This window comes from Pantoea sp. UBA6567 (genome assembly GCF_002434165.1).
GTDB classification, from domain to species: Bacteria; Pseudomonadota; Gammaproteobacteria; order Enterobacterales; family Enterobacteriaceae; genus Pantoea; species Pantoea eucrina.
Genome location: NZ_DJJN01000009.1, coordinates 27,434 through 53,194, shown reverse-complemented (window position 1 = coordinate 53,194; position 25,761 = coordinate 27,434). Strand labels below are relative to the sequence as shown.

23 protein-coding genes are annotated in these 25,761 nt (G+C 56.4%); 16 read left to right on the top strand and 7 right to left on the bottom strand.

The genetic code is table 11. From position 1 onward, the window contains the following. Window positions 1-179 precede the first annotated feature (179 nt). The 9 genes from B4M48_RS15680 to katG all read left to right on the top strand — a co-directional run bounded on the left by B4M48_RS15680 (window position 180) and on the right by katG (window position 8,689). Window positions 180-965, top strand: coding sequence for a transporter substrate-binding domain-containing protein (locus tag B4M48_RS15680; RefSeq protein ID WP_039382831.1), 786 nt, complete (start codon window positions 180-182; stop codon window positions 963-965). Window positions 966-968: 3 nt separating this feature from the next. Next, complete coding sequence (locus B4M48_RS15675; RefSeq protein ID WP_039382832.1) at window positions 969-1,634, top strand: amino acid ABC transporter permease; 666 nt, start codon at window positions 969-971, stop codon at window positions 1,632-1,634. Continuing rightward, a complete protein-coding gene (locus B4M48_RS15670) occupies window positions 1,631-2,287 on the top strand; it encodes an amino acid ABC transporter permease (protein WP_039382833.1) in 657 nt (218 codons plus the stop codon). Before B4M48_RS15675 ends, B4M48_RS15670 begins: the two co-directional genes overlap by 4 nt. Further along, a complete protein-coding gene (locus B4M48_RS15665) occupies window positions 2,268-2,999 on the top strand; it encodes an amino acid ABC transporter ATP-binding protein (protein ID WP_039382834.1) in 732 nt (243 codons plus the stop codon). The genes B4M48_RS15670 and B4M48_RS15665 overlap by 20 nt, the downstream gene beginning before the upstream one ends. A 23-nt stretch (window positions 3,000-3,022) precedes the next feature. After that, the gene (locus tag B4M48_RS15660; protein WP_039382836.1) at window positions 3,023-4,258 is read left to right on the top strand and encodes a pyridoxal-phosphate-dependent aminotransferase family protein; all 1,236 of its coding nucleotides are present in this window, start codon (window positions 3,023-3,025) and stop codon (window positions 4,256-4,258) included. After that, window positions 4,255-5,505, top strand: coding sequence for an allantoate amidohydrolase (gene hpxK / locus B4M48_RS15655; protein ID WP_145339300.1), 1,251 nt, complete (start codon window positions 4,255-4,257; stop codon window positions 5,503-5,505). The genes B4M48_RS15660 and hpxK overlap by 4 nt, the downstream gene beginning before the upstream one ends. Before the next feature lie 10 nt (window positions 5,506-5,515). Continuing rightward, the gene (gene uraD, locus B4M48_RS15650) at window positions 5,516-6,010 is read left to right on the top strand and encodes a 2-oxo-4-hydroxy-4-carboxy-5-ureidoimidazoline decarboxylase (protein WP_039382840.1); all 495 of its coding nucleotides are present in this window, start codon (window positions 5,516-5,518) and stop codon (window positions 6,008-6,010) included. After that, the gene (uraH, locus tag B4M48_RS15645) at window positions 6,007-6,342 is read left to right on the top strand and encodes a hydroxyisourate hydrolase (protein WP_071668481.1); all 336 of its coding nucleotides are present in this window, start codon (window positions 6,007-6,009) and stop codon (window positions 6,340-6,342) included. The genes uraD and uraH overlap by 4 nt, the downstream gene beginning before the upstream one ends. A gap of 145 nt (window positions 6,343-6,487) precedes the next feature. Further along, on the top strand, window positions 6,488-8,689 hold the full coding sequence (gene katG, locus B4M48_RS15640) for a catalase/peroxidase HPI (protein WP_250341051.1): 2,202 nt from the start codon (window positions 6,488-6,490) through the stop codon (window positions 8,687-8,689). A 100-nt stretch (window positions 8,690-8,789) separates the two neighbouring features. Here the strand turns inward: katG and B4M48_RS15635 are convergent, their stop codons facing one another. Together B4M48_RS15635 and B4M48_RS15630 are read right to left on the bottom strand one after the other, a co-directional pair. Beyond that, a complete protein-coding gene (locus tag B4M48_RS15635) occupies window positions 8,790-9,860 on the bottom strand; it encodes an ATP-binding protein (protein ID WP_071668483.1) in 1,071 nt (356 codons plus the stop codon). Further along, the gene (locus tag B4M48_RS15630) at window positions 9,857-10,561 is read right to left on the bottom strand and encodes a response regulator (RefSeq protein WP_039382845.1); all 705 of its coding nucleotides are present in this window, start codon (window positions 10,559-10,561) and stop codon (window positions 9,857-9,859) included. The genes B4M48_RS15635 and B4M48_RS15630 overlap by 4 nt, the downstream gene beginning before the upstream one ends. Before the next feature lie 292 nt (window positions 10,562-10,853). On the opposite strand from B4M48_RS15630, the gene B4M48_RS15625 reads away from it, so the two are divergent. The 4 genes from B4M48_RS15625 (at window position 10,854) to B4M48_RS15610 (ending at window position 16,443) form a co-directional block, all read left to right on the top strand. Next, window positions 10,854-11,282 (top strand): transporter, encoded by a 429-nt coding sequence (locus B4M48_RS15625; protein ID WP_288657180.1) that lies wholly within the window; start codon window positions 10,854-10,856, stop codon window positions 11,280-11,282. Window positions 11,283-11,444: 162 nt separating this feature from the next. Beyond that, window positions 11,445-14,537, top strand: a complete 3,093-nt coding sequence (locus tag B4M48_RS15620; RefSeq protein WP_288657177.1) for a multidrug efflux RND transporter permease subunit — start codon at window positions 11,445-11,447, stop codon at window positions 14,535-14,537. A 65-nt stretch (window positions 14,538-14,602) separates the two neighbouring features. Then, window positions 14,603-15,172 (top strand): GNAT family N-acetyltransferase, encoded by a 570-nt coding sequence (locus B4M48_RS15615; protein WP_288657174.1) that lies wholly within the window; start codon window positions 14,603-14,605, stop codon window positions 15,170-15,172. A 161-nt stretch (window positions 15,173-15,333) separates the two neighbouring features. Next, window positions 15,334-16,443 carry an SDR family oxidoreductase gene (locus B4M48_RS15610; RefSeq protein ID WP_288657172.1) on the top strand — a complete coding sequence of 370 codons (1,110 nt, stop codon included), beginning with the start codon at window positions 15,334-15,336 and terminating at the stop codon, window positions 16,441-16,443. Window positions 16,444-16,528: 85 nt separating this feature from the next. On the opposite strand, the gene B4M48_RS15605 is transcribed toward B4M48_RS15610, so the two are convergent. The 3 genes from B4M48_RS15605 to B4M48_RS15595 all read right to left on the bottom strand — a co-directional run bounded on the left by B4M48_RS15605 (window position 16,529) and on the right by B4M48_RS15595 (window position 19,854). Continuing rightward, window positions 16,529-17,659 (bottom strand): polysaccharide export protein, encoded by a 1,131-nt coding sequence (locus B4M48_RS15605; protein WP_052246469.1) that lies wholly within the window; start codon window positions 17,657-17,659, stop codon window positions 16,529-16,531. 276 nt (window positions 17,660-17,935) lie between these two features. Further along, window positions 17,936-18,706, bottom strand: a complete 771-nt coding sequence (locus tag B4M48_RS15600; RefSeq protein WP_139239664.1) for an amidohydrolase — start codon at window positions 18,704-18,706, stop codon at window positions 17,936-17,938. Continuing rightward, window positions 18,694-19,854, bottom strand: coding sequence for a pyridoxal phosphate-dependent aminotransferase (locus B4M48_RS15595; protein WP_288657168.1), 1,161 nt, complete (start codon window positions 19,852-19,854; stop codon window positions 18,694-18,696). Before B4M48_RS15595 ends, B4M48_RS15600 begins: the two co-directional genes overlap by 13 nt. A 127-nt stretch (window positions 19,855-19,981) precedes the next feature. Here B4M48_RS15595 and B4M48_RS15590 point away from each other — a divergent pair, with 127 nt between their 5' ends. Beyond that, window positions 19,982-20,677: a hypothetical protein gene (locus B4M48_RS15590; protein ID WP_052246470.1), complete on the top strand. Its 696-nt coding sequence runs from the start codon at window positions 19,982-19,984 to the stop codon at window positions 20,675-20,677. 60 nt (window positions 20,678-20,737) lie between these two features. Here B4M48_RS15590 and fadE read toward each other — a convergent pair whose 3' ends face one another. Then, window positions 20,738-23,182, bottom strand: coding sequence for an acyl-CoA dehydrogenase FadE (gene fadE, locus B4M48_RS15585; protein WP_039382855.1), 2,445 nt, complete (start codon window positions 23,180-23,182; stop codon window positions 20,738-20,740). A 242-nt stretch (window positions 23,183-23,424) separates the two neighbouring features. On the opposite strand from fadE, the gene lpcA reads away from it, so the two are divergent. Both lpcA and B4M48_RS15575 read left to right on the top strand, forming a co-directional pair. Further along, window positions 23,425-24,003, top strand: a complete 579-nt coding sequence (gene lpcA / locus B4M48_RS15580) for a D-sedoheptulose 7-phosphate isomerase (protein WP_065650032.1) — start codon at window positions 23,425-23,427, stop codon at window positions 24,001-24,003. Window positions 24,004-24,051: 48 nt separating this feature from the next. Further along, the gene (locus tag B4M48_RS15575; protein WP_039382863.1) at window positions 24,052-24,819 is read left to right on the top strand and encodes a class II glutamine amidotransferase; all 768 of its coding nucleotides are present in this window, start codon (window positions 24,052-24,054) and stop codon (window positions 24,817-24,819) included. Here B4M48_RS15575 and dpaA read toward each other — a convergent pair. After that, window positions 24,790-25,533: a peptidoglycan meso-diaminopimelic acid protein amidase gene (gene dpaA, locus B4M48_RS15570; RefSeq protein ID WP_039382866.1), complete on the bottom strand. Its 744-nt coding sequence runs from the start codon at window positions 25,531-25,533 to the stop codon at window positions 24,790-24,792. The genes B4M48_RS15575 and dpaA overlap by 30 nt on opposite strands. Window positions 25,534-25,761: the final 228 nt, after the last annotated feature.

Here is a 25,761-nt window from a genome sequence, read left to right as displayed (position 1 = left end):
GTGCGTTGCACCGTTTTGAATCTCTGAAGCAGGGTACGCCAGTACCCGATTTTTCCTGCTGCTGACCCCTTTTATGCCGGTTTGTTACCGGTTTTTTTCTGTCGCTTTGATTGGCACATTAGTTGCAGTAACTGCCTGTAAGAATCTTTTGTTTCACGTTCAACACACCGGGGTGCATAATGAAAAAGGTTTTACTGGCGGTAGCGGGTGCGGCGCTTTTACTGGCTCAGGCAGGCAGCGCGCAGGCGGATCAGCTACAGGATATTCAAAAGCGCGGCGTGATCCGCATCGCAGTGCCGCAGGATTTCCCGCCGTTTGGATCAGTGGGCACCGATCTGCAGCCGCAGGGATATGACATCGACATGGCGCGCTATCTGGCAAAGCAGATGAAACTGAAGTTGCAGCTGGTGCCGGTCTCCAGTGCCAACCGCGTACCTTATCTGCAGACGGACAAAGTCGATCTGGTGATCTCCAGCATGGGTAAAAATGCGGAGCGGGAAAAGGTCATCGCCTTCAGCCGCGCCTATGCGCCCTTTTTCCTCGGCGTGTTCGGGCCGAAAGGTGAGACGCTGAAGGATGCCGCCGCACTGAGCGGCAAAACGATCGGCGTTACGCGTGGCGCGGTTGAGGATATGGTGCTGAGCGCGGCCGCGCCGAAAGATGCGCAGGTCAAGCGTTACGAAGATAACAACACCACGCTTTCGGCTTATCTCTCCGGTCAGGTGCAGTATGTGGCAACCGGTAATCTGGTGGTGGCGGCCATTACCCGGCAGAACGCGGCAAAAGCGCCGGTGGCGCAGTTTATGCTGAAAGATTCTCCCTGCTTTATCGGTCTGAAGAAGAATGAGCCGGCGCTGAAAGCAGAGGTCGATACGCTGATCGAACAGGGTATAAAGGACGGTACGCTGAATAAGCTCTCGGAAGAGTGGCTGAAAGCGCCGCTGCCCGCTTCGCTCGGTGCCTGAGTCATGGCGCAGCTAAATTTCGCTGAACTCTGGCCTTACTGGCCGGAACTGCTGGCCGGGCTATGGGTCACTGTGCAGCTTACGGTGGTGGCTACGCTCGGTGGCGTCAGCCTCGGCATCCTCGGCGCAGCGCTGCGCAGCGGCAGGCCAGGCTGGGCCAGCCGCCTCTGGGGCGTCTATGTGGAGCTGATCCGCAATACGCCGTTTGTCGTACAGCTGTTTTTTATCGTGTTTGGCCTGCCCAACCTGGGGGTAAAACTTACCGCCGGAGAAGCTGCGCTGCTGGCGATGCTGATCAATCTCGGCGCTTACAGCACAGAGATTATCCGCGCCGGCATTCAGGTCACGCCGAAAGGACAGTGGGAAGCGGGGCGCGTGCTGGGTTTAAGCCGCGCGCAGACCTTTCTGCGCGTGGTGCTGCCACCTTCGCTGCAGCGCATCTATCCGGCCCTGGTCAGTCAGTGCATCATCGTTATGCTCGGCTCATCGGTGGTGTCGCAGGTCTCTTATGAGGAGCTGACCTTTGCGGCCAATCTGATTCAGTCCCGCACATTTTTGAGTTTTGAAGTCTACCTGGTGACCACGCTGCTCTATCTGGCGTTGTCAGTTGCGATGCGTCAGCTGCTGCTGGCGCTGGGGCGTAAATGGTTTGGAGTAGAGCCGGCATGACAACCTTTACCGACTGGGACATTCTGCGCAATCTGCTGCTGGCCGCACGCTGGACGCTGCTGCTGTCGCTGGTGGCCTTCGCCGGCGGCACGCTGGTGACGCTGCCGCTGCTGCTGCTGCGCCTGCTGAAAAAGACGTGGCTGACGCGGCTGATTCAGGGCTATACCGCGCTGTTTCAGGGCACGCCGCTGCTGATGCAGCTGTTTCTCGCGTTTTTTGGCGTCGGGCTGTTTGGCGTGGACGTGGCGCCGTGGACCGCTGCCTCGCTGGCGCTGACCTTTTATACCAGCGCCTTTCTGCTCGATATCTGGTACGGCAGCATACGCGCGCTGCCAAAAGGTCAGTGGGAGGCGTCACGCTGCCTCGGCCTGAACTTCGGCCAGACGCTCTGCCGCGTCGTGGCACCGCAGGCGATCCGCATCGGCATTGCGCCGACGGTGGGCTTTGCGGTGCAGGTGATCAAAGGCACCGCGCTGGCCTCAATCATCGGTTTTATCGAGCTGACGAAAGCCGGCACTATTTTAAACAACGTCACGTATCAGCCGTTTAAGGTGTTTGGCCTCGTGGCGCTTGGCTACTTCCTGATGTGTTATCCGCTGTCGCGCTACAGCCAGTACCTGGAGAAAAAATTCCATGCCGCTCATCACCATTAATCAGGTTCAGAAATACTACGGCGAAAATCATGTCCTGAAAGGGGTTGATCTGGATATCGATAATGGCGAAGTGATCTCGATTATCGGCCGCAGCGGCTCCGGTAAAAGCACGCTGCTGCGCTGTATGAACGGGCTGGAGGGCTACCAGGAGGGCAGCATTAAGCTGGGCGGCATGACCATTACGCATCGTGAATCTCAGGCGCGTGAAATCAGCCGCTCGGTCGGTATGGTGTTCCAGAATTTCAATCTTTTTCCGCACATGACCGCGCTGGAGAATGTGATGCTGGCACCGCGCCGCGTGCTGAAAAAAAGCGCGGCGGAGTGCCGGCAGCTGGCAACAAAAATGCTGGAAAAAGTGGGGCTGGGTGAGCGACTGGACTACTACCCGGCCAGCCTCTCCGGCGGCCAGCAGCAGCGTGTGGCGATTGCCCGGGCGCTGGCGATGCAGCCAAAAGTGCTGCTCTGCGATGAGATCACCTCCGCGCTCGATCCGGAGCTGGTGGGCGAGGTACTGAAGGTGCTGGAGCAGCTGGCGGCGGAGGGGATGACGCTGATCCTCGTGACGCATGAAATGAATTTTGCCCGCGACGTGGGCGACCGGGTGGTATTTATGCATCAGGGTCGGGTGTGGGAGCAGGGCAGCAGTAAAACGCTGTTTGCGCAGCCGCAGACCGCCGAACTGAAACAGTTTATCTCGACCGTACGCCTCTGAGCGGGGCCATTAAGGAATTCACTATGGACATTCATCAGTTCTCTCAGATCAATCCGCCGCAGCGTCTGCTGATGGGGCCAGGGCCGATTAACGCCGACCCGCGCGTGCTGCGCGCCATGTCGAGCCAGCTGCTCGGGCAGTACGATCCGGCGATGACGCACTACATGAATGAAGTCATGGCGCTCTATCGCGGCATTTTTCGCACCGAAAACCGCTGGACGCTGCTGATTGACGGCACCTCACGCGCCGGCATCGAGGCGATTCTGCTTTCTGCTATCCGTCCCGGCGATCGGGTACTGGTACCGGTGTTTGGCCGTTTTGGCCATCTGCTGTGCGAGATTGCGCGGCGCTGCCGGGCGGAAGTGCATACGATTGAAGTGCCCTGGGGCGAAGTGTTCTCGCCGGATCAGATTGAGGATGCGATCAAACGGGTTAAGCCGCGCCTGCTGCTGACGGTGCAGGGTGACACGTCAACCACTATGCTGCAGCCGCTGGCGGAGCTGGGCGTTATCTGTCGCCGGTATGGCGTACTGTTCTATACCGATGCCACCGCCTCTCTGGCGGGTAACGCGCTGGAAACTGATGCCTGGGGGCTGGATGCGGTCTCTGCCGGCATGCAGAAATGCCTGGGCGGTCCCTCCGGCACCTCTCCCGTTACCCTGAGCCCGCAGATGGAGGAGATCATCCGCAAGCGTAAATGCGTGGAGGAGGGGATCCGCACGGCGGCGCATCAGGATGGTGATGACGAGATGATCTACTCCAACTATTTCGATCTCGGCATGATCATGGATTACTGGGGGCCGGAGCGGCTTAATCACCATACGGAAGCGACCAGCGCGCTGTTTGGTGCCCGCGAATGCGCGCGCATCATTTTGCAGGAGGGGCTGGATAACAGCATCGCCCGGCACAAGCTGCATGGTGACGCGCTGCTGAAAGGCATCCAGGGCATGGGACTGGAGACCTTTGGCGATCTGCAGCACAAGATGAACAACGTGCTGGGCGTTGTCATTCCGCAGGGCGTGAACGGTGACCAGGTGCGCAAACTGATGCTGGACGATTTTGGCATTGAGATCGGCACCTCATTTGGTCCGCTGCACGGCAAAGTGTGGCGCATCGGCACCATGGGCTACAACGCGCGTAAAGATTGCGTGATGCAGACCCTGAGCGCGCTTGAAGCGGTACTGCAGCACTGCGGTTTTGGTACGCCGCAGGGTGCGGCGCTGCAGGCCGCCTGGGATCGCTACGGGAGCGAAGCATGAGTGCACGCCAGATGAGCGCTGAAGAGGCGCAGTCGGCCGCCGCGCGCATTATGGCGCGTTGTGATGCGCTGGCGGAGATCAGCGAGGAGGAGGATAGCCTGACGCGCGTTTATCTCTCTCCGGAGCACCTGCGCGCTAACGCCTGCGTGGCGGAGTGGATGCAGGCGGCGGGCATGCGGACCTGGCAGGATGCCGTGGGCAATATCTGCGGCCGCTATGAGGCGGCCGAGCCGGGCGCAGCGGCGCTGCTGCTCGGTTCCCATCTTGATACCGTGCGCAACGCCGGACGCTATGACGGCATGCTGGGCGTGCTGAGCGCAATTGAAACCGTGCAGTGGCTGCACGATCGCCGGCAGCGCCTGCCGCTGGCGGTCGAGATAGTGGGTTTTGCGGATGAGGAGGGGACCCGCTTCGGCATTACGCTGCTGGGCAGCCGCGGTCTGACCGGCAGCTGGCCGGAGAGCTGGATCACTCATCCCGACGGCAACGGCATTACGGTCGCCGCCGCGATGCAGGATGCCGGGCTGGATGCCGCACAGGTAAGTCTCGCAGCACGTCATGTCAGCGAGATCGCCGCCTATCTGGAGCTGCATATCGAGCAGGGGCCCTGCCTGGAGGAGGCGGATTTAGCTCTGGGCGTGGTCACCGCCATCAACGGCGCGCGCCGCCTTAACTGCCATTTTAGCGGCGAGGCGGGACACGCCGGCACGGTGCCGATGCTGCTGCGTAAAGATGCGCTGGCCGCCGCCGCCGAGTGGATGCTGTTTATCGAACAGGCGACGCAGGCGCCGCTGGTGGCGACAACCGGCACGCTCAGCTGTCAGCCTGGCGCAGTGAATGTCATTCCGGGAGAGGTGCAGCTGTCGCTGGATATTCGCGGCCCGCAGGATGAGCCGCTGGAGCGGCACCTGTCGCAGCTGTTAACGCAGGCGCAGGCGATTGCGCTGCGGCGCGGGGTGAGCTTCAGCGCCAGCGAATATTACCGCATTGCCGCGACGCCGTGCGATAAACGGCTGCAGCAGGCGCTGGGCGCGGCGGTTGAAACCGTTCAGGGCTGCACGCTGGCACTGCCGAGCGGGGCGGGCCATGATGCAATTGCCATGGCGGAGCGCTGGCCGGTCGGCATGCTGTTTGTGCGTAACCATCACGGTATCAGCCACCATCCGGCGGAATCGGTAAATACGAACGACGTGGCGCTGGGCGTGCAGGCGTATCTGCAGGCGGTAACAGCGCTGGCGCAGGCATAAGGGAGCGGGCATGAAGCTGAATGAGTTTAATCAGGCGGATGAGGCTGACGCCCGTCAGGCGATCGCGCACTGCGTCGCCATTCCTGCCTGGCAGCAGGCGCTGGTGGCCGCACGGCCCTATGCGTCCCTGAGCGCGCTCGCAGAGCGGGCGCAGCAGCTGGCGCAGCGCTGGCAACAGGCGGAGCTGGATCAGGCGCTCAGCGCCCATCCGCGTATTGGTGAAGCAGCCCAGGGTACGGCGCATGAGGCCACGCTGTCGCGTCAGGAGCAGGCTGCGATGCAGCAGGCAGACCGCGACCTGCAGCTTGCGATGCGCGCAGGGAATCAGGCCTATGAAGCACGCTTTGGCCGGGTATTTCTGATCCGGGCCAGCGGACGCAGTGCGGAGCAGATGCTGGCAGAGTTGCAGCGCAGGCTTAACAATAATAAGGCGTGCGAACAGCAGGAGACGCTGGCGCAGCTGCGGGAAATTACCCTGTTACGGCTTAAGGAGAGCATCATATGAGCACCATCACCACGCATATTCTCGATACCGCGCTCGGCACACCGGCCGCAGGCGTTGCCGTCTCGCTGGAGCAGAACAGCCCGGAAGGGTGGTTTCCGGTCAGTGAAGGAGAAACCGATCGTGACGGGCGTATCAGCGATTTGACACCGGAACCCTTAGCGCCAGGGCACTACCGGCTGACGGCAGAGATTGGCGACTATTTTGCCGCTGACGGGCGCGATGCGCTCTATGTCAGCGCGCAGATAGACTTTGTTATCGGACGGGCGGGCAGCCATTATCATCTGCCGTTTCTGATCTCCCCCTGGTCCTGGTCCACCTATCGCGGCAGCTGAACGGCCGCGCTTCATTTTGTGCAGCCTGTCACAAAACCTCTTTTTGAAAGACAAAAGCTATCAAAGCTTTCGGTCCATCCAAATATATTCTGCTCCTGAGTGCCGCTATCTTAACCGCAAAACGTGAAGCCAATGGAGCCGAATAATGAGCACGCCAGAACATAACGATAATGCTGCAGCGTCCGGAAAATGTCCTTTTCATCATGGAGCGTCAGAAGAGAAGAGCGTGCTTGCACGCGGCGCCGGCAGCGGCACCTCGAACCGCGACTGGTGGCCTAATATGCTGCGGGTCGACCTGCTGAATCAGCACTCCAGCCGCTCTAATCCGCTGGATGAAAATTTCAGCTACCGCGAAGCGTTCAGCCAGCTTGACTACGCGGCACTAAAAGCGGATATCCGCGCGCTGCTGACCGATTCACAATCCTGGTGGCCCGCCGACTGGGGCAGTTACATTGGCCTGTTTATTCGTATGGCGTGGCACAGCGCCGGTACCTACCGCACCATTGATGGCCGCGGCGGCTCCGGACGCGGACAGCAGCGCTTTGCGCCGCTCAACGCCTGGCCCGATAACGTCAGCCTTGATAAAGCACGACGCCTGCTCTGGCCGGTAAAACAGAAGTATGGCCAGAAAATTTCCTGGGCCGATCTCTACATTCTGGCGGGTAACGTCTCCCTGGAGAACGCCGGGTTCCGTACCTTTGGTTTTGGTGCCGGTCGTGAGGATGTCTGGGAGCCGGATATGGATGTGGACTGGGGCCATGAAAAAGAGTGGCTGGCGCACCGTCATCCTGAGAGCCTTGCAAATGCCCCGCTGGGCGCCACCGAAATGGGCCTGATCTATGTGAACCCTGAGGGCCCGGAAGCGAGCGGCGATCCGCGTTCTGCAGCACCGGCGATCCGCGCCACCTTTGGCAACATGGGCATGAACGATGAAGAGATCGTCGCGCTTATCGCAGGCGGGCATACGCTGGGTAAAACGCACGGGGCGGCGGCCGCCAGCCACCTTGATGTCGATCCTGAAGCCTCACCGATTGAAGCGCAGGGCTTTGGCTGGCACAACAGCTACGGCAGCGGCGCCGGCGCAGATGCCATCACCTCCGGTCTGGAAGTGGTCTGGACGCAGACGCCAACCCAGTGGAGCAACTACTTCTTTGAGAACCTGTTCAAATATGAGTGGGTGCAGACGCACAGCCCCGCGGGCGCAATTCAGTTTGAAGCGGCGGACGCAGAAGCGATCATCCCCGATCCGTTTGATCCGGAGAAAAAGCGCAAGCCCACCATGCTGGTGACCGATCTGACGCTGCGTTTCGATCCGGAGTTTGAGAAGATCTCGCGCCGCTTCCTGAACGATCCGCAGGCGTTTAATGAAGCGTTCGCCCGCGCCTGGTTCAAGCTGACTCACCGCGATATGGGACCCAAAGCGCGCTACCTCGGCCCGGAAGTACCGAAAGAGGATCTGCTGTGGCAGGATCCGTTACCGCAGCCGGTGCATCAGCCTGGCGCTGATGATATTGCGCAGGCTAAAGCGCAGATCGCCGCGTCGGGCCTGAGCGTCAGCCAGCTGGTCTCCGTGGCCTGGGCATCCGCTTCAACGTTCCGTGGCGGCGATAAGCGCGGAGGGGCCAACGGCGCGCGTCTGGCGCTGGCACCGCAGAACGGCTGGGCGGTCAATGCCGGCGTGGTAAGCGATGTGCTGCCGGTCTTGCAGCAGATCCAGCAGGCGTCCGGCAAGCTCTCACTGGCGGATATCCTTGTGCTGGCGGGCAGCGTCGGTATTGAGCAGGCGGCAGCCGCCGCTGGCGTGGCGGTACAGGTGCCGTTTATGCCAGGCCGCGTGGATGCGCGTCAGGATCAGACCGATATTGAGTCGTTTAACGTGCTTCAGCCGCTGGCCGATGGCTTCCGTAACTATCGTCGCGTGCAGAGCGGTTCCTCAACGGAGACTCTGCTGCTGGATAAAGCGCAGCAGCTGACGCTGAGTGCGCCGGAGCTGACGGCGCTGCTGGGCGGCCTGCGCGTGCTCGGCACCAACTATGACGGCAGTCAGCACGGCGTTTTTACCGATCGCCCGGGCGTGCTGAGCAACGACTTTTTTGTCAATCTGCTCGATATGCGCACCGCATGGCGCGCCACTGATGAACGCGCGGAGCTGTTTGAAGGACGCGATCGTGAAAGCGGTGCAGTGAAATATCACGCCACGCGCGCCGATCTGGTGTTCGGCTCTAACGCCATCCTGCGCGCGCTGGCGGAAGTGTACGCCAGCAGCGATGCGAAGCAGAAATTTGTCCATGACTTTGTGGCCGCCTGGACGAAAGTGATGAACCTGGACCGTTTCGATCTGGCGTAATTATCCTGCGCTGCATCGCGCCTGACAAATCTGCAAAAAAAGAACCGGAAGCCGCGCGCTTCCGGTTTTTTATGTGACGAAAAACAGCCTGTAGCGCAGATCAGGTATGCCCAACTGGCCAGGCAAGCCGGAAAATGGAATGCTGCTGTGACGTTACCACGCAAGTGGCATTGCCGCCGTGTGCCTGCATAATAGCCCGGACGACAGAGAGCCCCAGACCACATCCTTTTGGATTCGCCTCTCTGGCACTTATCCCGCGCTGAAAAGGCTGAAACAGCAGTGGCTGAAATTCAGGTGGAATACCAGGGCCTTCATCCTGAACAAGAATGTAATTCTCTCTCTCTGTCATACCATTTTTTATCACCAGGGTGCGTGATGTGGAGTAGTGCAGCGCATTATCAAACAGCACGGTCAGGCACTGTGTCATGCGCAAAGCATCACAGACGCAGAGCTGTGGAGTGAGTTCAGTGATAACCGTAAAGCCTTTGTTTTCAAATTCCGGCGTAAATACGTCAATGGCATGTGTAATCAGCTGCTGCAAATCGGTTTCATGCGGATCCAGCAGGTAGCCAGCTCCGCCTGCAGAGCTGACCACGCGTAAATCTTCAATCAGTCTGTTTAAGCCTTCGGTTTGTCTGAGCAGCTTTTCAAACAGAAGCGGGTCGGGGCCAAAAACGCCCTCCACCAGCCCCTGTAAACGGCCGCGTAATATAGTAACCGGTGTCCTGAGTTCGTGTGCGATGGCCGCATTCCACAGATTTCTCTGCTCATCGAGCGTCTGCAGCTTCTCCGCCATTTCATTAAAATCTTTTACCAGGCTGTTGATCTCGCCCAGCATTGAGGTTGTGCAGAGCGCCCGGGCGCCTAAATCACCGGCAGATATCTTTTTCAGGCTGGAAGCAATCGTGTTCAGCGGAGTCAGTATGCGCGCAGAGAGCTTCACCGTAAAAAACAGAGAGATAACCAGACTGGAGAGCGTCATAACCAGAACCCATATCCAGTCCCACAGGTTCATAGACTCTTCTGCACCTGCTGTATTTTCGCCAGGAATATAGTCAGTGATAAAGGTATAAAACAGCCATGAGCCTGCAACTGATATAGTAACAATAATGAAAGTCAGCGACAGCATATAGGTGAGTATCTGGCGACTGAGCACAGGCTCCCGGCTCATTGACTTTCTCCCAAACGATAACCCATCCCTCTGATACTTTCCGGCACACCCATCAGACCGGCATGCTCAAGTTTTTTACGCAGTTTACTCATATGGCTATCTACCGTTCTGTCGAGTGTGTCTCCCTCAGGCAGACAGGCGTTGAGTAGCTCTTCACGGGAACAGACTTTACGTGGACTTTTTGCCAGATAGGTCAAAAGTTTAAACTCGGTTGTGGTGAGTACCGGCGTTATGACGCTCTCTCCGGCTTTAATTTCCAGATAAAAGTCGTCAGGATAAATAGTGATATGAGCTGTTCGTATTGGCCTGGCTGCCTCAGCTGGCACATTACGCGCGGCTCGTCTGAGGACAGCCTCAACCCGGGCAATGACTTCGGAAGGGTTGAAAGGTTTGATGACATAATCATCAGCCCCCAGCCTTAACCCCATCAGTTTATCGATATCCTGATCGAGAGCGGTGACCATAATAACCGGCACGTTGCTCTCTTTACGCAGCGTGGTCATGACGTTCCAGCCATCAAGCAGGGGAAGGTTGATATCCAGCAAAATCAGGTCGGGCTTTTTCAACCGGCTCAGACTGATGGCCTGCTCGCCATTGGCTGCCCGCAGGCTGCTCATGCCTGCTCGCTGCAAATAGCTCATTAATATATCTGCTATTTCATCATCATCTTCAGCAACAAGAATTAAAAAGCCGCTATTCATTTATTCTCCGAAAGAGCCAGGTAATGCTGGCTGGCCGGTAGGCAGAAGCAGGCAGCATAATCTTTTGCTCAAAAAGGTAACTGATATCTCATCAGGACAGGCTGGTTTAAAAAAAGTTTCATAAGGCTGACCCTATTTCTTTGCCGCTGCCTTATCTGCACGCGCCGGGGGATCTTAATGCTATCTCCACAAACCACAGATAAACACTCCATAGTGTAATGAGATAATGAAAAAAACAGGCATGCCTCTCTGGTTTTTCATTAATTGAGCGTAAAAGAGAACAGGATACCCGATGACAGGCGCTAACAGAGATACAGAAGAGATGAATGGCCTTCAGGATGTTTTTATCAAAAGATTACGTGTGCTGGTACCTTTTATCTCAGTTTCATGGGGACTACTTTATCTCTGGCTTATACTGGCGCACGCCGCTGACGACCGGGTATCGCATACGCTTATGGCGTCACCATTGATCTATCTCTCTATTGTGGCAGCCGCTTTACTGCTGGTGATGCAGAAGAGGTCCGGTGCATTAAAAGAGATACTCATTATTGCATTCTGGCTGCTGATGATAATGCTGTGGCTGGTGTCATTTTTCTCCAGCATGCTGAATCTGCATCCGGGATTAAATGAATTACTATTTTATTATGAATGTTTTTTGATTTTATTTTTCTGCGGCTCTCCGCTCTGTCTGATGATGAGAATAATTAATGCTATTTACTAGCCGTTATTTTAAGGTTTTTTGCTCCATAATCTATCCATAAACCTCACATACAGCCTAAACAATGGCGCTTTAAACTGCCTCCCTGTCTGGTTGTCACTGCGCAACAGGTTTGTTGCGGGCAGAAGCGTGCTGTAGTCAGTTGCTGAGTATGAGATAAATATAATGCCGCTATTTTTTATTCACCGCCCGGTTTTCGCCTGGGTTATTGCTCTGTTTATCGTTCTCAGTGGCGTTTTATCGATTCCGCATCTGCCGGTTGCTCAATATCCTGCTGTTGCGCCTCCCAGCCTGATCATTTCAGTGAGCTATCCGGGCGCAAACGCAGAGGTCATGAACACCTCGGTGGTGTCGCTAATAGAGCGCGAGATATCAGGCGTTGATCATCTGCTCTACTTTGAGTCATCCAGTGACACGACGGGCATGGCTTCCATTACGGTTACCTTTAAACCGGGTACTGATATCAAACTGGCGCAGATGGATCTGCAAAACCAGCTTAAAACGATTGAGCCACGGCTCCCGCAATCTGTCCGCCAGAATGGGATTAATGTTGAAGCGGCAAATGCCGGCTTTCTGATGATGGTGGGTCTGCAATCCCGAAACGGTGCGTTTCAGGAAGCGGATTTAAGTGATTACTTTGCCCGCAATATTGCGGACGAACTGCGGCGGGTACCGGGGGTCGGCAAAATTCAGCTGTTTGGCAGTGAAAAAGCGCTGCGCATCTGGCTGGATCCGGTACGGCTGCACGATTATAAACTTTCTGTCACGGAAGTGCTTACGGCAATCAGTCAGCAAAACGTCATTGTTTCGCCGGGTAGAACCGGCGACGAGCCAGCCATCGACGGGCAGGCGGTAACCTGGCCTATCACGGTAAGGGGCCAGCTTACGTCTGCGGAGGCGTTTGGTAATATTACCATCCGGTCCGATGCAACCGGCGCACGCCTCAGGCTTGCAGATGTGGCGCGCGTTGAATCCGGATTACAGAGCTATGCATTCGGCATACGCGATAATGGCTTGCCAGCCACGGCTGCCGCGATTCAGCTGGCACCCGGCGCTAACGCCATCAGCACTGCATCGGGCATTCATAACCGGCTTAAGGCGCTCACCGGCTCGCTGCCTGAGGGAATAAGCTTTACCGTGCCTTTTGACACCGCACCCTTTGTAAAACTCTCCATTATCAAAGTGGTGGAGACCTTTGCAGAAGCGATGGTGCTGGTATTTCTGGTTATGCTGCTCTTTCTGCATAAAATTCGCTGTACGCTTATTCCGGCTATTGTGGCACCGGTTGCGCTGCTGGGCACGTTAACCGTGATGCTGCTGTGCGGATATTCCATCAATATTCTGACAATGTTTGGCATGGTGCTGGCTATCGGCATTATTGTTGATGACGCCATTGTGGTAGTAGAAAACGTCGAGCGTCTGATGGCAGAAAAAAAGCTGTCACCCCGTGAAGCGACCCAGGAAGCGATGCGCGAGATCACGCCAGCGATCATTGGCATTACGCTGGTACTCACTGCCGTCTTCATTCCCATGGGCTTTGCCAGCGGATCAACCGGAATCATCTATCGTCAGTTCTGCATTTCGATGTCGGTGTCCATTCTGCTGTCAGCCTTTCTTGCGCTGACGCTGACGCCCGCATTGTGCGCTACTCTGCTCAGGCCGCACGATAGTCGCTTAAGCAGCGACCGGACATTTTCAGCCCGCTTTAACCGGCATTTCAATGCGCTTACGGTTCACTATGAATCGGGCATCCGCGCACTTCTCAAACGAACCGGCAGGATGATGTTGATCTATCTGGCGCTCTGTATGGCACTGCTGGCCGGTTTAGCTACGTTGCCATCCTCGTTTTTGCCTGAAGAAGATCAGGGCTATTTCATGTCGTCTCTTCAGCTGCCTTCCGACGCCACGATGCAAAGGACACTTAACGTGGTTGAAAAATTTGAGCATGAAATAGCGCAACGGCCAGCCATTAAAAATAACATCATGATCCTGGGTTTTGGCTTTTCAGGCTCTGGTCCTAACACGGCGATGGCGTTTACGACGCTGAAAGCGTCAAAGGAACGTGGCGGCAGCAGCGCGCAGGCTGAAGCGAGTTATATCCAGCAGCAGATGGAAAGCGTGGCGGATGGCGTTACGATGAGTTTGCTGCCACCTGCCATTGCCGATCTGGGAACCTCTTCAGGCTTTACCTACTATGTGCAGGATCGGGGAGGGCGGGGCTATAAAGCGCTGAAACAGGCTACCGACGAACTGATACGGCGTGCAGGCCATCATCCTGCGCTGGCAGAAGCGTATATCGACGGTTTACCGGACGGCACCAGCCTGTCGCTGAAGATCGACCGGGAAAAGGCAGAGGCGCTGGGCGTTTCATTCGACGAGATAAACCAGACTCTCTCCGTTATCGCCGGGTCCAGTTACGTCAATGATTATGTTAGCCAGGGGCGGGTACAGCAGGTTATCGTCCAGGCGGATGCAGCATACCGCATGCAGCCTGAGCAGCTGCTGCAGAGCTGGGTCAAAAACCGCAGCGGCCAGATGGTGGCACTATCCAGCTTTGCGTCGATCGGCTGGGGCGTTGCGCCGCAACAGCTGAATCGCTATCAGGGCTATCCCGCTATCCGTATTACCGGCAGCGCTGCGCCCGGCGTCTCCAGCGGCACCGCCATGCAGGTCATTGACCAGCTGGCGCAACATTTACCGGAGGGGTTTGCTGGCGAGTGGGCCGGCAGTTCGCTGCAGGAAAAGGCGTCTGCAAAACAGCTTCCGTTACTGATTGTGCTTTCCGTGTTGGTGGTATTTATGGTGCTGGCAGCGCTCTATGAAAGCTGGTCTGTGCCAGTGGCCGTTATGTTGGTTGTACCGCTCGGGCTGATAGGGGCTGTAATTGCGGTTGCCATGGCACAGATGACGAATGACGTATTCTTTAAAGTCGGACTGATTACCCTGATTGGGCTTTCGGCCAAAAATGCCATCCTGATTATAGAATTTGCCCGCCATTTACGGCAACAGGGTGAGACCCTGACGGTGGCGATTCTGACTGCGTCAAAACAGCGCCTGCGTCCGATTATAATGACCTCCCTGGCCTTTACGCTTGGCGTTGTTCCACTCATGCTTGCCAGTGGCGCAAGCGATAGTACACAGCATGCCATCGGCACAGGCGTATTTGGCGGTATGATCAGCGGTACGCTACTGACAATATTTTTTGTACCCGTATTTTTTACCATAGTGATGCGTTTTGTTAAGAAAAGGGCGGAGTAGCACAGTGGTATCTGCAGACAAGCTTCAGTAATCAATCGTTTTATCACATGGTAGCGCGAGGCATAATGAATATTATTACCACTTCAAGACTGATTATTCGTCGCTTTTGTCGGGACGATGGCACAGCATTATTCAGTTATCTTCATGAGCCGGCCACTCCCTGCTTTTATGATGAAAGAGTAGCGTCGCTGGCGGCTGCTTATCTGGAAGCGGAAAAACGATCGACAGATAAAAGTCAGTTTGCCGTATGCCTGCAAGAGAACAATCAGTTAATAGGCCATCTTTTTGCTGAGAACGGGAATGATGAACCTGACAGGCACACCTGGTCAGCGGGCTGGCATTTCTCTCCGGCATTTCACGGTCAGGGATATGCCCGTGAATTGGTGGCGGCACTGTTTGATTATCTTTTTAAGCAGAAATATGCCCGGCGGATTTATGCCTGGGTGGAAGATTATAATGTTCCTTCGCGCAATCTCTGCGTTCGCTTACATATGCGGCAGGAAGCGTGCTTTAAAGAGTTCGTCAGTTTCATCACTGAACATGGTGAGGCGCGTTATGACGATACGCTGGTGTATGCCATTCTGAAAAAAGAATGGGATGCGAAGCGAAATAAAAATAATGGCGATAATGCTTAGTGAAAGAGTGAACTTTTTTTATAGAGTAAAGACTAATATCTGTCATCAGAAATGATGCAATATATTCAAATAATAGATTCCATTTAAAGGGTGAATGCGCTATTTAGCGCTATTCGCCAGGGCAGCTTATGTCTGCTGTGTCATAATTAAAGAGAAAAGAGATGAAAAAAATACTGGTTACAGGGGCTACCGGCTTTTTGGGTGGTGCTATTGCTGCTGAGTTAATAATAAATGAGAACCCAGAGAGATTGCTTCTTCTTGCGCGAGGCGATGCAGAGAGTAGTGCCCTGGAACGGGTTAAGGAGAATTTAGCTAAGTTTGGCATCAGCCCCGCTCAGCTAAATACCATTTCAGCGCAACAAATCATAGAAGGCGATTTATCAAAGCCGGAAACTTTTATTGCAGACCTCAGGCTGAACGATGTGGAAAAGGTGATTAACTGTGCCGCTATCGCTTCCTTTGGTAATAATCCGTTAATCTGGAAAGTAAACGTTGAGGGCACGTTTCAGCTTGCCAGCCGCATGAGTAAAGTAAAGGGATTAAAACGCTTTATTCATGTAGGTACAGCAATGTCATGTACGCCTGAACCTGACAGCCATGTGACAGAAGCGATCGCGCCCACGCAAAGAAAAGATCATATTGTAGAGTATACCTGGAGCAAATCGACGGTAGAGCAGATGATAAAAGAGCACCTGCCGGGATTCCCGTTAATTATTGCACGCCCCTCTATTGTTGTAGGGCATACTGAGCATGGGTGTATTCCCTCCGCCAGCATTTTTTGGGTGTTTCGCATGGCGCTCAGACTGGGCAAGTTCATGTGCAACCTTGATGACAAAATCGATGTTATACCGGTAGATTACTGCGCCAAAACCATAGTCAGGCTGCTTCAGGCAGCTGAACTCGATCATCCGGTTTATCATATCTCCTCCGGTAGAGAGAGCAGCGTAACGTTTGCAGAGATTGATCGTGCTATGGCGCTGGCTTCAGGCTCCCGACCCGTCTCGGCCGATTATAAAAAAGTCGGCTATAAAGAGTTATCCCGGGAAAAGCATAATTTCAAAACGCTTTTTGGCGACTGTAATGAAAGGATCGTACTGAAATCTATGAGTCTGTATGGCGAGTTTTCAAAGTTAAACGTGACTTTTGATAATGAAAAAATCCTGAAGCTCGGCATGCCAGCCTCACCAAGATTTACCGATTATATTGCGGTCTGCCATAACTCAGTAAAAGAAAAATCACTTTCTGAATTGATGGCTGTCGATTTCAAATAACATGAATGCTTAATAGGGTAGTGCTATATTTAAGCACTACCCTGAATGCCGCTCGGGAACATTTACGCCTGAAGTTAACCCTTTTTCAGGGTATCTTTTTAACGGCAGTGCTGAGCTTATTAACCGCGGTTATGGTAGGTATAAGCTGCCTGACAACCCGGTTCCAGCGCGTCAGTGGCGTTGCGGTAACATAGACAATATCATAGGGCTGTAGTTTGAAATCACTGGCCAGTGCCATCGCTGCCGCATTTTTCAGGTTGATTTGATAAATATCAGCCAGTCTTTTTTCTGCTGGCGCCTTTAATTGCCTGATGACAAAAACGCCTGTGGCGTCAGCCGTAGTCTGATCTATTCCCCGCGCACTGCTGATAGCCTCTGTCAGCGTCATGCCGCTTCTGTCCATCAGTAATGTTTTTTGCGCGCCGGTTTCACCCATGACAAAAATTTTGCGGGAATCATTACGCGGAATGTAAAGAATATCGCCATGATGCAACAGCGCATTTTGTGTCAGGTCGCCCTTCTCTAACAGCAATTTAAGAGATATCGGATACTGCACGGCATCATGCGTCAGTGTGACATTTTCCCAGTCCGCCTCTTTCGTCAGGCCGCCTGCGGCATTGATGGCGTCAAGCACGGTCAGAGGAATATGAGTAATGGGCTGCTGGCCGGAGCGAACGACTTCACCACTCACATACGCTTTCCGGGAGCGAAAAGCGGCTATTTTCACATCAACCTGCGGGGATTCAATGTAGTGGTGAAGTCGTGCAGTTATCTCCGTCCTGACCTGTTCTGTGGTTTTATTAAGAACGTAGATGCTGCCCGTATAGGGAAAATAGAGGGTGCCGTTAGGTCGGACAGTGCTGCCGGTTTCCGTTGAGTCACGATACTGACCCGCCGGAGACGTAATTTCCGGATGATCCCAGACGGTAATACTCAGTACATCACCTACGCCGATGCGATAAGAATAATCGTCTTCCGGCAGCCGGAAAATATGTTTTGAACGGTTTTGCTGACCGGCTTCATTAAGCTGTTGCAGCATTACCGGACTTAACAGAGTGACCCTGACCAGCGCGTTAATGTCAGAGCGCTCGCGGTTATCGTTAACCAGCGTTTTATTGGCCAGCGGCAGGTCCTGACCTGGCTGCACGGTACAGCCACAAAGTATTAACGCAACACTGAGCGCTGAATGGCGAAATAGTCGCAATTTACTCTTCATTAATCCGGTCCATAAAAAAGTGCACAACAGCAAGGGTTTTCAGAAATTATCAGTAGCGGCCAGCTATCACGCTGCAAAGCGCTCTGCAGCGGACTGGCGATACAGATGGTGATAACTAGCTGGTATACCGAAGTAGTGCGGATTACTGATGCAGGATTTATGGAGGGAAAATGCAGGCCTGAAAAAGCAGCGTTGTTAACGCTGCTTTTTCGCCGGATAAACTAAATCCGATAAATAAAAATCAGCGGCTGATTGCCTGTTGTCAGCCGCAGTCGCTCAGCCCAGCGTCCACGTATCAGCATCGCGCCACGCCGGAAAGCGCTCGCGGTACGCCTGCAGCGCCTCCAGCGACAGCTCCGCATCCAGACGTGCCGGGGTGAACGGTTCAGCGGCTGCGAGGATCTCCCCCTGCGGTGAGATAATCTGGCTGTCGCCGCGGTAGCGATGATGATTGCCGTCGCTGCCCACCCGGTTACAGCCGGCGATATACGCCTGATTTTCGATGGCGCGCGCCATCAGCAGCGCCTGCCAGTGATGCGCGCGTGGAGCCGGCCAGTTGGCCACATAGAGCGCCAGATCGTAATCGTTGCGGTTGCGGGAAAACACCGGAAAGCGCAGGTCGTAGCAAATCTGCGGCAGAATGCGCCAGCCGCGCCAGTAAACCAGCTCCCGGCGTTCGCCCGGCAGATAGTGCTGATGCTCCTCCGCCATACGAAACAGATGGCGTTTGTCATACTGATGCAGCGTGCCGTCTGGCTCCACCAGCAGAAACCGGTTTACCGCACCCGCTTCTGTCTGAATGGCCGCGCTGCCGCCGATCAGCGCCTGGGTGGCCCGCGCGTGATGCTGCAGCCAGGCCACCACCTCCTGCTGCGGCAGCGAAGCCTGTGCCGCCTCCATGGCAAAGCCGGTCGTAAACATCTCCGGCAGCACAATCACATCGCGTCCGCTCAGATTTTCCAGCAGCCGATCAAAGTGACGCAGGTTAGCGGCGCCGTTCATCCAGCTCAGCGGCTGCTGCAGCAGGGTCATCTTCAAAGTTTGCACAGGCGCTCCGCGGCGGCGTCAAGCGTCGCCTCTTGTTTGGCAAAGCACAGGCGGATCAGCCGGTGCGGGAAAGGATCAGCGCAGAACACCGACAGCGGGATAGCAGCGACGCCCGCCTCTCCGGTCAGCCACTCGCAGAAGCTGACGTCGTCGAGATCGGAGATCGCGCTGTAGTCCAGCAGTAAAAAATAGGTGCCTTCGCAGGGTAATACCTGAAAGCGACTGGCTGCCAGCGTCTGCGTCAGACGATCGCGCCGCGCGCGGTAAAACTCAGGCAGCGTCCGGTAGTGTTCCGGCTGCTGACGCAGCATATCCGCCAGCGCCAGCTGGGCCGGAGTATTGACGGAAAAGGTCAGGTACTGATGTACCTTACGCAGCTCGGCGCTGATAGCGGGTGGCGCTATGGCGTAGCCCACTTTCCAGCCGGTCATATGATACGTCTTGCCAAATGAGGAGACGGTGACCGCGCGCTGGCGCAGTCCGGCATGCGCCAGCACGCTGGCGTGGCCTGCCGTGCTGAAACAGATATGCTCATACACTTCATCGCTCAGCACATAAATCTCCCGATCCGCAATCGCCTGCCACAGCGCCTCCAGATCGCTCTGCTGCCAGACGGTAGCGGAGGGATTGTGCGGCGTATTCAGGATCACCAGCCGCGTACGTGCGCTGAGCCGATCGCGAAACGCAGGCCAGGGGACGCGAAACTCAGGCGGCTGCAGGGCGATGCGCTGCATCACGCCGCCCGCCAGCGTTACCGCGGGCGCATAGCTGTCGTAGCTGGGGTCAAAGCAGATCACTTCGTCGCCGGGGCGCACCAGCGCGGTAATGGCAGCGTAGAGCGCTTCCGTCGCCCCGCTGGTCACGGTAATGTCGCTGCCAGCGTCGGGCCGGTAGCCATAAAGCCCGGCGGTTTTATCCGCGATGGCGTCGCGCAGTTCCGGCGTGCCGATCATCGGCGCATACTGATTAGCTCCCTGACTGACGTGATGCGCCAGCCGCGCCTGCAGCAGGGCGGGGCCGCTGAAATCGGGAAATCCCTGAGAAAGGTTAATGGCGCTGTGCCTGGCGGCAAGCGCGCTCATCTGCGTAAAGATCGTGGTGCCGGTCGCGGGAAGCTTGCTGTCGGGAATAAGATCAAATGGCGTCATAGTAAGCTGGCCTTGCGCGTAAGCAGCGTGATAAGAAACCCTGTATTGCTGACACTATAATCAGGATGCTACTCTTTGGCAATCGAGACGCTTAGATGGCTAAATGCAGCTTTTACAGGAGCAGGTAATGGCACAACCTCATGACAACAGCGCCGCCGGCGAGGCGCTGGCGCAGACTTTGCTGGCGGCATCAACCGGGATAAATGACGGAGCGGCACGCCGGCTGGCGGAACAGCTGTTCAACTGGCAGCCCGCGACGGTGCCGGTTACGCTGCAGGCGCTGGCGGCCGAACTGCAGCAGGATGAGGCGCTGCAGCAAATCCTCGGTGTACTGCGCTGGCGTTTCCTTACCCGTCCTGAAACGCAGCTGCCTGAGCACGGCTGCGCTGCGCCTGTCGGTTTTGCCGTCAGCGGGGCGTTAAGCGATCTGCTGATCCACTACTGCGCTGCCCCCGGCCAGCTGCCGCTGCGCGAAGCCGCCGATGCGCGCGAGCAGCATCTGCAGGCGGTTCAGCAGCTGTGGCGCGGATTTTCCGCCAGCTTTCGTCGCCGGGTGGGCAGCGAAGCGCTCTTCAGCTGGCCCGGATGTGACCAGCTGCTGCTGCAGTCGGTCTGGCATGACGCTCTCGGCTACAGCGGTGCAGCGCTGATCCGGCGCAGCCTCAGCGCTATCACGCTGAGTGATTTTTCCGGTATTGATGATGAGGAGATGCGCAACGCCTGTCTGCACAGCGCGCTGGCGCTGGGGCGCACCCTGATGCTGGCCGCTGACCATATTGCGGATGAAGAGGCGCTGGTTGCCCGCATTCGCCAGGCCGCGTAGGCGCTGGCGCAGGCAAAAAAAACGCCTCCGTAAGGAGGCGTCTGGCACCTGGTGTCGGGATTATGCCGCTTCGCTGGGCTGCGCCCGCGGCCGGGGTTGTGGCTTCGGTGCGGCCAGGGCTTCCGGCACGAACTCATCCACATTAATGGCTTTCAGCCGGCTTGCTTCTGCGCGGATCAGCACCTGCGCTTCGCTCTCGTCGATCAGCTCCTCTTTCAGCGCCCGCTGCGCCAGCGCATCAAGGCGGGTAAAGGAGAGATGCTTTTTCTGTTGCTGACAGAGGCGATCGTGGATCACTTCTGCCGCCATCACATCCTGCAGCGCCTGCTCCAGCTGGCCCGCCGGATTATGCTCAGCTGGCGTCAGATACTGACCGCGGCCAAGGCGGGAGCGGGTGGCAGAAGGCAGCTGCAGCAGCTTCGCCAGTTTATGATCAAGTTTGTCTGACGGCGGCAGGCAGCGTTTGCCGCCGGCGAAGATAGCCAGGCGCAGCGCACCGGCGGCCAGACGGTTCGGGAAGTTACGCAGCAGATCGTCCATCGCCACTTCTGCCTGATGCAGCGCATCCTGCACGCCCCAGTGCACCAGCGGCAGATCGGCCTCATGGCGGCCTTCTTCGTCATAGCGTTTCAGCGTGGCGGAGGCCAGATACATCTGGCTCAGCACATCGCCAAGGCGGGCAGAGATGCGCTCGCGCCGCTTCAGGCTACCGCCGAGCACCGCCATGGAGATATCGGAGAGCAGCGCCAGGTTCGCGCTCAGACGATTAAGCTGCTGATAGTAGTGGCGCGTGGCGTCACGCGTCGGCGCGGCGCTGGTGCGGCCGTTGGTCAGGCCGAGCCACAGGCTGCGTACCGCGCTGCTGCCGACGTGACCGATATGGCTGAACAGCGCGTGGTCAAAGCGGGAGAGATCGTTCTTCGCCGCCGCGTCCATCTCTTTAAGCACCCAGGGATGGCAGCGAATGGCACCCTGGCCGAAGATAATCATGCTGCGCGTCAGGATATTAGCGCCCTCAACCGTAATGGCGATTGGCGCACCCTGATAGGCGCGGGCGAGGAAGTTGTTATCTCCGAGCATAATGCCTTTGCCGCCCGCGATATCCATCGCGTCAATAATGGCGCGCTGGCCGCGGTGGGTGCAGTGATACTTCACAATCGCAGAGAGCACGGCGGGCTTTTCACCCTGCATAATGCCGGTGGTGATCAGCGTGGCGGCCGCGTCCATAACGTAAGCATTACCGGCAATACGCGCCAGCGGCTCTTCAATACCTTCCATTTTACCAATCGCCACTTTGAACTGACGGCGGATGTGCGCATAAGCGCCGGTGGCCAGCGCCACGCTTTTCAGACTGCCGGTGGAGTTAGAGGGCAGGGTGATGCCGCGCCCGACCGAGAGGCACTCGACCAGCATGCGCCAGCCCTGACCGGCCATCGCCGGGCCGCCGATGATATAGTCAATCGGCACGAAAATGTTGTTGCCGCGCGTCGGGCCGTTCTGGAACGGCACGTTGAGCGGGAAGTGGCGATTACCAATCTCCACGCCCGGCGTATGGGTCGGGATCAGTGCACAGGTAATTCCCGGCTCCGGGTTATCGCCCAGCAGACCATCGGGATCGGAGAGTTTAAACGCCAGGCCCAGCACGGTGGCAACCGGTGCCAGCGTAATATAGCGTTTGTTCCAGGTCAGGCGCATGCCCAGCACCTGCTGACCCTGCCACTCGCCCATGCAGACCACCCCGGTATCAGGAATGGCGCCCGCATCAGAACCCGCTTCCGGGCTGGTCAGGGCAAAGCAGGGGATCTCATCGCCGCGTGCCAGACGGGGCAGATAGTGATCTTTCTGCTCCTCAGTACCGTAATGCTGCAGCAGTTCGCCCGGTCCCAGAGAGTTCGGTACGCCGACGGTGATTGCCAGAATACCGGAGACGCCAGCCAGCTTCTGCAACACGCGCGCCTGCGCATAAGCGGAAAACTCCAGTCCGCCATACTCTTTTTTGATGATCATGGCGAAAAAGCGGTGCTGCTTCAGATAGGCCCACAGCTCCGGCGGCAAATCGGCCAGCTCATGAGTAATCGCGAAGTCGTTTGCCATACGGCACGCTTCCTCAACCGGACCATCCAGAAACGCCTGCTCCTCAGCGGTGAGGTGCGGGCGCGGATAGTTGTGCAGCTTCTGCCAGTCCGGCTTGCCCTGAAACAGGTCGCCTTCCCACCAGGTCGTGCCGGCATCGATCGCTTCCTGCTCTGTGCGTGACATCGGCGGCATGACGTTACGAAAGCCCCGCAGGGCTGGTTTTGAAAACAGGCGCTGGCGCAGCGACGTCAGGTTAAGCGGCAGCAGGAGCAGCGCCAGCGGCAGCAGCAGCCAGGCGCTCCAGAGGCCGGTTAAGGCCATGGCAGCGGTCCAGAGCAGCAGGATGGCGCTGCTCAGACGCAGAGATATCTGATGATAAAAGAGGGCGCTAACCAGCAGTAGCGTCGCCACAATGGAAACCAGCAGCATAGTGAATCGCTCCGTAAGTAGTAAGAGGTCTGACCTGTTAGTCACAGGTTTAGAGCAGCCGCTCTTAATAAGCAATTCCTTTACATCACAATTACAACCAGGCTCACAAAATCATCGCGGCTGGCGCATTTATCGCCTGGCTACGCTGTGGCAGACGCGTTTTCACTGCTGCCAGCGCTTTGCGCCCCTGTGGCATTCCGTTAAACTTGCCGGGTTAACCTCTCCGCTAAAGGATATCTCTTATGTATCAGGACATCATTCGCTCGGAACTCAACGAAGCCGCCGACACCCTGACCCGATTTTTGAGTGACGACGCGAACATCCACGCTATTCAGCGCGCTGCGGTGCTGCTGGCAGACAGTTTCAAAGCGGGCGGAAAAGTGCTCTCCTGCGGTAACGGGGGATCGCACTGTGACGCGATGCATTTTGCCGAGGAGCTGACCGGCCGCTATCGCGAAAATCGTCCTGGCTACCCGGCGATTGCGATTTCTGATGTCAGCCATCTCTCCTGCGTCAGCAACGACTTCGGCTATGACCATGTGTTTTCGCGCTACGTGGAAGCGGTCGGGCGCGAAGGCGATGTGCTGCTGGGGCTCTCCACTTCCGGCAACTCCGCTAACATCATCAAAGCGATTGAGGCCGCGCGCGCGCAGGGAATGAAAGTGATCACCCTGACCGGCAAAGATGGCGGCAAAATGGCGGGCAGTGCGGATATTGAGATCCGGGTTCCGCATTTCGGCTATGCCGATCGCATTCAGGAGATCCACATTAAAGTGATCCATATCCTGATGCTGCTGATTGAAAAAGAGATGGTTAAGTAATTTACGCTGCCTTCCTGCATGCCGGGAGGGGTGAGAAGGGGGGAAGCTATGTGCGAATTGCTTGGGATGAGCGCCAATGTCCCTACGGATATCTGTTTCAGTTTTACCGGACTGGTGCAGCGCGGCGGCGGTACCGGACCGCATAAAGATGGCTGGGGTATCGCCTTTTATGAAGGTAAAGGGTGCCGCACATTTAAAGATCCGCTGCCGAGCGTAAATTCACCGGTTGCCCGCCTGGTGCAGGAGTATCCGATCAAATCGCACTCGGTGGTCGCGCATATCCGTCAGGCAAACCGGGGCGAAGTCTCGCTGGAGAATACGCATCCGTTTACCCGCGAGCTGTGGGGCCGCAACTGGACTTACGCGCACAACGGACAGCTTAAAGGCTATCGCCAGCTCGACAGCGGCCACTTCCGCCCGGTGGGGGAGACCGACAGTGAAAAGGCGTTTTGCTGGATCCTCTCACAGCTGCAGGCGCGCTATCCGCGCACGCCAGGTAACTGGCCCGCCGTGTTCCGCTATATCGCTGAAATCGCCGGCGAGCTGCGTGAAAAGGGCGTTTTCAATATGCTGCTATCGGATGGTCGCTATCTGATGGCGTTCTGCTCCACCAATCTCTACTGGATCACGCGGCGCGCGCCGTTTGGTAAAGCGCGCCTGCTGGATCAGGATGTGGAGATCGATTTCCAGCAGCAGACCACGCCGCATGATGTGGTGACGGTTATCGCCACGCAGCCGCTGACCGGAAATGAAACCTGGCACCGGATAGCGCCAGGCGAGTGGGCACTATTTTGCCTGGGTGAGCGCCAGGAATGATTTGGACGCCGCGTCCGGTGCAGAAAGTACCGGCGTGTTGTTCACCGCATACTGACCCGTTGCGGTGACGTTAACGCTGGGCGGTACGTGATATTTAGCAAAATAGGCGTAGCCCGGCTGCAGTTCGCGCCAGAAATCGATGTAGGTCGAATAGCGATGACGCTGAAGATTGCTTTCCGTCATGCGGAACGGATAAATATTCAGCTGCATCTCCTGCTGGCCGTTACGCAGGGCCGCATTAACGTAGTTGAAAATCTCATCCATTGAGCCGTTGGTCATGGCGTAGCAGCCCACGGAAACGCAGTCGCCGTGAATCATCAGATAGTTGCCGTTATAGCCCTTACTGCGATCGTACTGGTTAGGAAAACCGGTATTGATGGCGCGGTAAAAGCGGCTGTCAGGTTTCAGCTGATTGAGTTTGACGTTGTAGAAACCTTCCGGACTTTTGAAGTCGCCCTGGCGGCGCTTGGGACCGAGTCCGCCGGAAAAATTACAGATGCGATAGCTGTCCAGCAGGCGATATTCATTACCGATTTTGCCATAGAGCTCCAGCGTACGCTCTTCTTTGAAAATCTGAATAAACACCGGTGTACCCAGCAGTTGTTTTTTTAACTCTTTGCTTACCGGAGCCAGCGGCTGTGCGGGTTCAGGTGTGATTGCCCAGCTAAGGACTGGCATAAGAATCATCGCGAACAGCAGTGCGATTCTGCCCATTCTGTGTGTACCTTGAAGTGAAGAAAAACTCAGACGCGCAGCGTCACTCAGTTGCATTATCGGAAATATCCGCTATCGCTGCGCAACATTAACATTGTCTGGCTTTTAATCAAGATAGCGGGCAACAAAATGGCGCAAAGTTGTGATGCATCGGGGAGTAAAAGCGCTCAGGCGCGGCATCGGTGCCGATGACGATTGCTCAACGCCTTCGCTACTGTATACTTAGCC

Bases quoted from the DNA above. Each gene is read 5' to 3' on its own strand.
- B4M48_RS15680 (WP_039382831.1), top strand. From the start codon at position 180: ATGAAAAAGGTTTTACTGGCGGTAGCGGGTGCGGCGCTTTTACTGGCT.
- B4M48_RS15675 (WP_039382832.1), top strand. From the start codon at position 969: ATGGCGCAGCTAAATTTCGCTGAACTCTGGCCTTACTGGCCGGAACTG.
- B4M48_RS15670 (WP_039382833.1), top strand. From the start codon at position 1,631: ATGACAACCTTTACCGACTGGGACATTCTGCGCAATCTGCTGCTGGCC.
- B4M48_RS15665 (WP_039382834.1), top strand. From the start codon at position 2,268: ATGCCGCTCATCACCATTAATCAGGTTCAGAAATACTACGGCGAAAAT.
- B4M48_RS15660 (WP_039382836.1), top strand. From the start codon at position 3,023: ATGGACATTCATCAGTTCTCTCAGATCAATCCGCCGCAGCGTCTGCTG.
- hpxK (WP_145339300.1), top strand. From the start codon at position 4,255: ATGAGTGCACGCCAGATGAGCGCTGAAGAGGCGCAGTCGGCCGCCGCG.
- uraD (WP_039382840.1), top strand. From the start codon at position 5,516: ATGAAGCTGAATGAGTTTAATCAGGCGGATGAGGCTGACGCCCGTCAG.
- uraH (WP_071668481.1), top strand. From the start codon at position 6,007: ATGAGCACCATCACCACGCATATTCTCGATACCGCGCTCGGCACACCG.
- katG (WP_250341051.1), top strand. From the start codon at position 6,488: ATGAGCACGCCAGAACATAACGATAATGCTGCAGCGTCCGGAAAATGT.
- B4M48_RS15635 (WP_071668483.1), bottom strand. From the start codon at position 9,860: ATGAGCCGGGAGCCTGTGCTCAGTCGCCAGATACTCACCTATATGCTG.
- B4M48_RS15630 (WP_039382845.1), bottom strand. From the start codon at position 10,561: ATGAATAGCGGCTTTTTAATTCTTGTTGCTGAAGATGATGATGAAATA.
- B4M48_RS15625 (WP_288657180.1), top strand. From the start codon at position 10,854: ATGACAGGCGCTAACAGAGATACAGAAGAGATGAATGGCCTTCAGGAT.
- B4M48_RS15620 (WP_288657177.1), top strand. From the start codon at position 11,445: ATGCCGCTATTTTTTATTCACCGCCCGGTTTTCGCCTGGGTTATTGCT.
- B4M48_RS15615 (WP_288657174.1), top strand. From the start codon at position 14,603: ATGAATATTATTACCACTTCAAGACTGATTATTCGTCGCTTTTGTCGG.
- B4M48_RS15610 (WP_288657172.1), top strand. From the start codon at position 15,334: ATGAAAAAAATACTGGTTACAGGGGCTACCGGCTTTTTGGGTGGTGCT.
- B4M48_RS15605 (WP_052246469.1), bottom strand. From the start codon at position 17,659: ATGAAGAGTAAATTGCGACTATTTCGCCATTCAGCGCTCAGTGTTGCG.
- B4M48_RS15595 (WP_288657168.1), bottom strand. From the start codon at position 19,854: ATGACGCCATTTGATCTTATTCCCGACAGCAAGCTTCCCGCGACCGGC.
- B4M48_RS15590 (WP_052246470.1), top strand. From the start codon at position 19,982: ATGGCACAACCTCATGACAACAGCGCCGCCGGCGAGGCGCTGGCGCAG.
- fadE (WP_039382855.1), bottom strand. From the start codon at position 23,182: ATGCTGCTGGTTTCCATTGTGGCGACGCTACTGCTGGTTAGCGCCCTC.
- lpcA (WP_065650032.1), top strand. From the start codon at position 23,425: ATGTATCAGGACATCATTCGCTCGGAACTCAACGAAGCCGCCGACACC.
- B4M48_RS15575 (WP_039382863.1), top strand. From the start codon at position 24,052: ATGTGCGAATTGCTTGGGATGAGCGCCAATGTCCCTACGGATATCTGT.
- dpaA (WP_039382866.1), bottom strand. From the start codon at position 25,533: ATGGGCAGAATCGCACTGCTGTTCGCGATGATTCTTATGCCAGTCCTT.